This is a genomic window from Dyella sp. 333MFSha, from assembly GCF_900102405.1.
Classification (GTDB): Bacteria; Pseudomonadota; Gammaproteobacteria; order Xanthomonadales; family Rhodanobacteraceae; genus Luteibacter; species Luteibacter mycovicinus.
Window position 1 is genome coordinate 37,008 of the sequence record NZ_FNBR01000009.1, and the last position, 6,489, is coordinate 43,496.

Annotated in this window: 5 protein-coding genes and 1 pseudogene; 2 read left to right on the plus strand and 4 right to left on the minus strand. The window is 66.3% G+C overall.

Features of this window, described 5'->3' with window-relative positions:
- Positions 1–124: 124 nt before the first annotated feature.
- Genes BLT40_RS19610 through BLT40_RS19620 form a run of 3 tightly spaced genes read right to left on the minus strand, consistent with a single transcriptional unit; the run spans position 125 to position 3,432 of the window.
- Complete coding sequence (locus BLT40_RS19610) at positions 125–1,747, minus strand: pseudouridine synthase (protein ID WP_090356195.1); 1,623 nt, start codon at positions 1,745–1,747, stop codon at positions 125–127.
- Positions 1,744–2,601, minus strand: a complete 858-nt coding sequence (scpB, locus tag BLT40_RS19615) for an SMC-Scp complex subunit ScpB (protein ID WP_090356199.1) — start codon at positions 2,599–2,601, stop codon at positions 1,744–1,746. Before scpB ends, BLT40_RS19610 begins: the two co-directional genes overlap by 4 nt.
- A gap of 24 nt (positions 2,602–2,625) precedes the next feature.
- Positions 2,626–3,432 carry a segregation and condensation protein A gene (locus BLT40_RS19620; protein WP_176167901.1) on the minus strand — a complete coding sequence of 269 codons (807 nt, stop codon included), beginning with the start codon at positions 3,430–3,432 and terminating at the stop codon, positions 2,626–2,628.
- A 394-nt stretch (positions 3,433–3,826) separates the two neighbouring features.
- On the opposite strand from BLT40_RS19620, the gene dinB reads away from it, so the two are divergent.
- Both dinB and BLT40_RS19630 read left to right on the plus strand, forming a co-directional pair.
- Complete coding sequence (dinB, locus tag BLT40_RS19625) at positions 3,827–5,014, plus strand: DNA polymerase IV (RefSeq protein ID WP_079522997.1); 1,188 nt, start codon at positions 3,827–3,829, stop codon at positions 5,012–5,014.
- A gap of 133 nt (positions 5,015–5,147) precedes the next feature.
- Entirely contained in the window at positions 5,148–5,498 is a 351-nt protein-coding gene (locus BLT40_RS19630; RefSeq protein WP_043693093.1) for a PilZ domain-containing protein, read from the plus strand.
- A gap of 63 nt (positions 5,499–5,561) precedes the next feature.
- Here the strand turns inward: BLT40_RS19630 and BLT40_RS19635 are convergent.
- A pseudogene (locus BLT40_RS19635) lies at positions 5,562–6,398 on the minus strand (IS3 family transposase); the annotation flags it as partial.
- Between the last annotated feature and the right edge of the window lie 91 nt (positions 6,399–6,489).

Genomic DNA, 6,489 nt, shown 5'->3' on the forward strand with positions numbered 1-6,489 from the left:
CGGGAGGGTAAAGCCGTCCGGCACACGGCTTCTGTAGGAGCCAGCCCTGCTGGCGAATCAATCTCTCTGGAGACCTGAATCGCCAGCAGGGCTGGCTCCTACACGAGCATTTGGCGTTTAGCGCTTAGCGGTTGCCGCCGCGGTTACCACCGCCACCGCCGCCGCTGCGATTACCGCCGCCACCCGGACGCGGACCGCGATTGCCGCCGCCACCGGGGCGCTGGCCGCCGCCGGTGCGATTGCCGCCGGCGGCGGCACGGTTGCCCGCGTTGCCGCCGCCACCGGGACGACCGCCGCGGTTGCCGCCGCCTTCGAAGCGGGCGCCGCCGCCCGGAGCGGCGCGATTACCGCCGCCTTCGAAGCGCGAACCGCCGGACGAAGCGCGGTTGCCGTCGGCACGACCGCCGCCAGCGGCACGGTTGCCGTCGGTGCGCGGACCGCCCGTGCGACTACCGCCCGGACCGGCCGAACGGTTGCCGTAGCCACCGCCGCCACCGCCATTGCCGGTATTGCCGCCAGCGCGGCCACCCGGACGCGGACCACGGTTGCCCGTGCTGTTGCCTGCGGCGTTGCCCTGGCCGCCACCGGTGCGCGAGTCACCCGCGAACCACGTGCGCACGCCCGGCAGTTCCTGGCCCGGGGCGACGCGACGCTTACGCTGGCCACCCGCGGCGTTGCCGCGCTCCGGACGATCGACGTTACCGTTGACCTCGCGACGCGGAGCGCCGCCACGGCCACCGGCACCGCCGGCACGACCGCCACGGCCGCCGCGCGGATTGTCATCGCGCAGACGATCGAAAGCGGTGAGCTCACGGGCTTCGTCATGACGTGCCGAGCTCCACGCGCTGGCACCGCCGGCGTTGGGCTTGTACTCGGTGACGTGGCGCGGCGCGCGGCGCTGGTGCACCACGGCGCTTAGCGTCAGCACCGGGGCGGGTGCGCCCAGGCCCGAACGCTCGCGCAGTTCCTTGATGGCGGTTTCGTCGAGCGACTCGCAGTCGCCGCGGCGCAGGGCGCGCGGCAGTTCGACGGTGCCGTAGCGAATGCGCTTCAGGCGGCTGACGAGGAAGCCGGCGGAGTCCCACAGGCGACGGACTTCGCGGTTGCGGCCCTCGCGGATGGTGACGCGGAACCAGCTGTGGCTGCCGCCGCGGCTGATCGTGGCGATTTCGTCGAAGCGGGCGGGGCCGTCTTCCAGCTCCACGCCGGCCTTCAGACGCTCGATCGTCTCGTCCGGCACTTCGCCGTGGACGCGGCAGAGGTATTCGCGCTCGAGGCCGCTCTTCGGATGCATCAGCGCGTTGGCGAGTTCGCCGTCGGTCGTGAGCAGCAGCAGGCCGGTGGTGTTGATGTCGAGGCGACCCACGGCGACCCAGCGCGCGCCCTTCAGGCGCGGCAGCTGTTCGAACACGGTGGGGCGGCCTTCGGTGTCTTCGCGGGTGGTCACCACGCCTTCCGGCTTGTGGTAGACGAGCACCTCGGCGTCGTTGCGGTTGTCGGTGGCGACGACGAACTGCTTGCCGTCCAGGACCACGCGGTCACCGGCATGCACGCTGGCGCCGATGGTGGCGACGGTGCCGTTGACTTCGACTTCGCCGGCCTGGATGCGTTGTTCGAGCATCCGGCGGGAGCCGAGGCCGGCGTTGGCCAGGACCTTGTGCAGGCGCTCTTCGAGCTGCGGACCGTCTTCGGTGGTGCGGCTCTCGCCGCGCTTCAGGCTGAGTAGGGAACGTTGCGGCGCATTCATGCGCGTGACTCCTCGGTATCTTTGCCGGCGTCGTCGTCTTCGACGTCGCCTTCGGGGTTCTCTGCCTCTTCGGCAGTGGGGGAAGCCGCGGCGACGTCATCGTCGCCGGCTGGCAGCTGGGTCGCGACTTCGACATCGTCGCCCTCGGGGGGCGCGGTCTCCGCGGCGGTGTCTTCGATCGTCGTGGCTTCGGCCACGACATCATCGTCGTCTTCGGTATTCGTCAGGCTTTCGTCGTCGTCCACGTCGACGGGCAGATCGGTCGGCATCGCCGCCTTGGCGGGAACGCCGTCCGCATCGCCCAGGCGAAGCTGGGGGTTGAGCTCTTCCAGATCGCGGATCTCGGAGAGCGGGGGCAGGGCATCGAGCGACTTCAGGTTGAAGTAGTCGAGGAACAGCCGGGTGGTGCCGAACAACGCCGGCTTGCCGGGAACGTCGCGGTGTCCGACGACGCGGATCCATTCGCGCTCTTCGAGCGTCTTGATGATGTTCGAGGAAACCACCACGCCGCGGATCTGTTCGATCTCCGGGCGGGTAATGGGCTGGCGGTAAGCGATCAGTGCCAGCGTCTCGAGCAGTGCGCGGGAGTAGCGGCTCGGCTTTTCGGCCCACATCCGCGAAACCCACGGATGAACGTCGCGGCGGACCTGGTAGCGCCAGCCGGTGGCGACCTCCATCAGTTCCACGCCGCGACCGTCGGTGTCATGCGTCAGGGACTTCAGCGCCACGACCAGGTCGTCGTCGGTCACTTCATCCTCGTCGACGAAGATCGTCTTCAACTGCGCGACCGTCATCGGCTGGGTCGACGCGAGCAGCGCCGCTTCCACGATGGGTTTGAGTTGTTCGGGTTGCATAGGCCTTTCGGATGCGTGCTTGGGTCAGGCGAGCGCTTCGTCGCGCGCGGCCTCCGTCTGTACCTTCGTTTTCAGGTAGATCGGCCCGAGGGCCTCTTCCTGAACGATCTCGACGAGCATTTCCTTTGCGAGCTCGAGCATGGCCAGAAAGGTGACCACGACTCCGAGTCGGCCTTCGCTGACGTCGAACAGCGTTTCGAACCGGCGGAAACCGCCGCCTTCACTCAGCGTGCCGAGCAGGTCACCCATGCGCTGACGAACGCTGAGCGGTTCGCGCTGGATCGCATGGTGGGTGAACAGGTCGGCACGGCCGAGCACATCCTTGAGCGCGAGCAACATCTCCCTGAGGTCCAGCGGCGGCGGCACACGCACCACGTTGTGCTCGCCGACGAAGGCGTGGACCACCGCCGTATCGCGTTCCAGCCGGGGCAGTTCGTCGATATCCGCCGCGGCCTTCTTGAAGCGTTCGTATTCCTGCAGCCGACGGACCAGTTCGGCGCGGGGATCCTCCTCCAGTCCTTCCTCGGCGGGCGGCCGTGGCAACAGCAGTCTGGATTTGATTTCCGCCAGGATCGCGGCCATCAGCAGGTATTCCGCCGCCAGCTCGAGCCGCATCACCTCGCGCATCATCTCGATGTAGTCCATGTACTGCCGGGTGATCTCGGCGACAGGGATGTCGAGGATGTCCAGGTTCTGCCGGCGGATCAGGTAGAGCAAGAGATCCAGCGGGCCTTCGAACGATTCGAGAATGACCTCGAGCGCGTCCGGCGGAATGTACAGGTCCTGAGGCATCTGCAGCACCGGCTGCCCGCGCACGAGCGCAAGGGGCATTTCCTGTTGCTGCGGAATGCCCGCGAAGGCACCCTGAATGTTTTCGACCACCTGGACGTCGGTTGTCTCGTTAGTCATCGGCACACGTCAGAAGGGCCGCGAGTGCGACCGGGAACGCAACAATCGATGCCGTCCGGCGGCTTTACCGCCACCTCGCCCGGCCATGCCTCGCATCGTCGCCGACGAGCGGAAGGCTTTGCCGCTGGACACCCCAGGAGGGTCACCGCCTGTGAAGAATCGTCGGAAGCTGTCCGCCGCCGGTCCCGTCTGTCGGACCGGTGAGGGCGTGACGCCCGAATAAGTTCACCCGAATGGACACAGGGTATCGCCTGTTTCCGCGCAAGTCCAGCGGGCGTAGACGCCCGTCCTTCATCGTTTTGGCACAATACGCGTTATGCCCGCTCCCGATCGCGCCATCATCCACGTCGACATGGACGCCTTTTACGCGTCCGTGGAGGAACTGGACGACCCGACGCTCATCGGCAAGCCGGTGGTCGTGGCCGGTCTGGGGCGCCGCGGCGTCGTTTCGACCTGCAATTACGAGGCGCGCAAGTACGGCGTGCGGTCGGCCATGGCCACCGCCGAGGCCCGTCGGCGCTGCCCGGACGCGGTCTACATCTTCCCCAGGCATGACCGTTACGCGGAGATCTCCGCGATCGTCTTCGGTGTCTTTGCCGAAGTTACGCCGATGATCGAGGGCCTGTCCCTCGACGAAGCCTTCCTCGATGTCACCGCCAGCCTGAGACTTTTCGCATCGATCGAGGCGATCGGTCGCAGAGTGAAGGAAACCATCAAGGCGCGGACCGGGCTGAATGCCTCGGTCGGGATGGCGCACAACAAGCTGCTCGCCAAGCTGGCCAGCGAGCTGTCCAAGCCCGATGGGTTTCTCGTCATCCCGCCCGATCAGGTGCGCGGTTACCTGGACCCCCTGCCGATAGGGCGCATGTGGACGGTAGGCAAGGTGGCGGAAGAGTCGCTGCACAAGGTCGGCATCCGCACCATCGGCGACCTGATCCGCTCCGACGCCTGGCGTCTGAACAAGGCCGTGGGCGAGCGACATGCCGCTCAGCTGCGGCTGCTGTGTCAGGGGGAGGACCGTCGCCCGGTGGTTACGGACGCACCCGAGGTGTCGATCGGCTCGGAGTGGACCTTCGAGTACGACGTCGAGGAGTTCGGTGTGGCGGAAGCCTGGTTGCTGCGCCAGTGCGAGCGGGTCGGTGCCCGCGCCAGGGGCAGGGCGGTCGAGGCGCGGACCGTCTCGGTAAAACTACGTGAGCCACCGTTCGTGACGCACAGCCGACAGGCCCAGCTGCCCGTGCCCGGGAACGGAACCCCCGAAATCTTTGAAGTGGCACGCCGCTTGCTTCACATTTGGTGGGACCAGCACCCCCGGCCGCGTTTGCGGCTGCTCGGGGTGACGCTATCCGGGTTCGATGCACGGCGCGGCGACGAGCAACAGGATATGTTCGCGGCTCCGGCTTCTAAAAAGCCTTCGGATGGCGTACAGGATTTGATAAACGGCCGCTTTGGCGCCGGGGCGCTGGTCCGCGCTGGTGTGTTGAAAACGCGTGGTAGCGAGTGAACGCTGACAGGATGGGCGGAACCTGCGACTGCGCTAATGTGTCCGTTTGTGACACGCAAGGTAAGTCGGTCGAGGTGCGCTCATGCACGTTGCCACGAGTACAGACGTTAAACCGGTATGGACAAATACGTTGATGTCGTCTGACAAGGAAGGAACGCGCTATCGCCACGCGCGCATGAAAGTCCACAGCGCCGTCCTCATGAGTCGCGGCGGTGAAGCGCACCCGACCGATCTGGTCGACATCTCGGCCACCGGCGCGCTGCTTCGTCGTCCGCTGGGCTGGCGGGGCGAGGCCGGCCAGACCTGGGTGCTGGACATGATCTTCGGCCACGACCTCCACATTCATATGGAGGCGTGCGTCGCGCGGGTGTCCGCCCGCCAGATCGGCCTGGAATACACGCTGATCCCGGAAGACAAGCAGGCCCCCCTGTGGGAGCTGCTGGGCGGCTACGCCGACACCCTCGAGGCCTGGCAAGACGAGTAGCTGGCAGGACGAGTAGGAGCGCGCCTGTAGTGGCCGGGTATTTGAGGACCACGCATAGGAGCGTTAAGCCGCCATCCTCTCAAACTCGGCCGGCGGGCGGTAGTCGAGCGCGGAGTGCAGGCGCTCGTGGTTGTAATAGCGAACCAGGTAGTCGATCGCGTCTTGTGATGCCAAAGCTCGGGTCGGGAAGGTTTCCTCGCCGAACCACTCCTGTTTAAGGCTTCGGAAGACGCGTTCGACGACGGCGTTGTCCCAGCAGTTCCCCTTTCGGCTCATGCTTTGAACGATGCCGTGCCGGGCCAGATGTTGGGTGTAGCGATCGGAGGTGTACGAGGCGCCCTGATCGGTGTGCATGACTAACCCGGGAGCCGGCTGGCGCAAGCCGATGGCCAGCTCGTTGGCCTTGATGGCCAGTCGTGAATCGGGCGTGTGGCCGGTGGCCCAGCCGACGATTCGCCGGGAGTACAGATCGACCACGATGGCCAGATAGAGGAAGCCCTGGCCCGTTCGGATGAAGGTGATGTCGCCGGCCCAGGTCTGGTTGGGACGCGCCGGATCGAACTGTCGGTTGACGATATTTTCGGCCGGTGCAGGTTTCGTGTTGCGTCTGGCGTAATGAAACCGCTTCTTCCTCAGTCGAATGTCCAGCCGGCGCATCAGTGTCGCCGCCCGTTCGCGACCCACACGAAAGCCGTGCCGGCACAGGCTGCGCGCAAGGCGGCGTGCGCCATAGCTGCGGCGACTATCCCGATGAATGGCCAGAGCGGTCTGGGCAAGCCCTTCGTCGATGGCGGGAGCCGCCTTGACGGGGGCGTAGTGCCGGCTCCGGGGCCAGCCAAGAATCGCGTAGACCTGCCGTATCGACAAATCCCCTCTCACCTTTTGGACGATCTCGGCTTTCGCAAGATGGCGGCCAGGTGAGAGGGCAACTGTTTTTTTAGGACGTCACGCTCCTGTGCCAACACCGCACGAGCGTCTTCAGAGGCTTTCA

Excerpts from the sequence above, each read along its gene's own strand:
- BLT40_RS19610 (WP_090356195.1), bottom strand. The coding sequence starts at position 1,747 with ATGAATGCGCCGCAACGTTCCCTACTCAGCCTGAAGCGCGGCGAGAGC.
- scpB (WP_090356199.1), bottom strand. The coding sequence starts at position 2,601 with ATGCAACCCGAACAACTCAAACCCATCGTGGAAGCGGCGCTGCTCGCG.
- BLT40_RS19620 (WP_176167901.1), bottom strand. The coding sequence starts at position 3,432 with ATGCCCCTTGCGCTCGTGCGCGGGCAGCCGGTGCTGCAGATGCCTCAG.
- dinB (WP_079522997.1), top strand. The coding sequence starts at position 3,827 with ATGCCCGCTCCCGATCGCGCCATCATCCACGTCGACATGGACGCCTTT.
- BLT40_RS19630 (WP_043693093.1), top strand. The coding sequence starts at position 5,148 with ATGTCGTCTGACAAGGAAGGAACGCGCTATCGCCACGCGCGCATGAAA.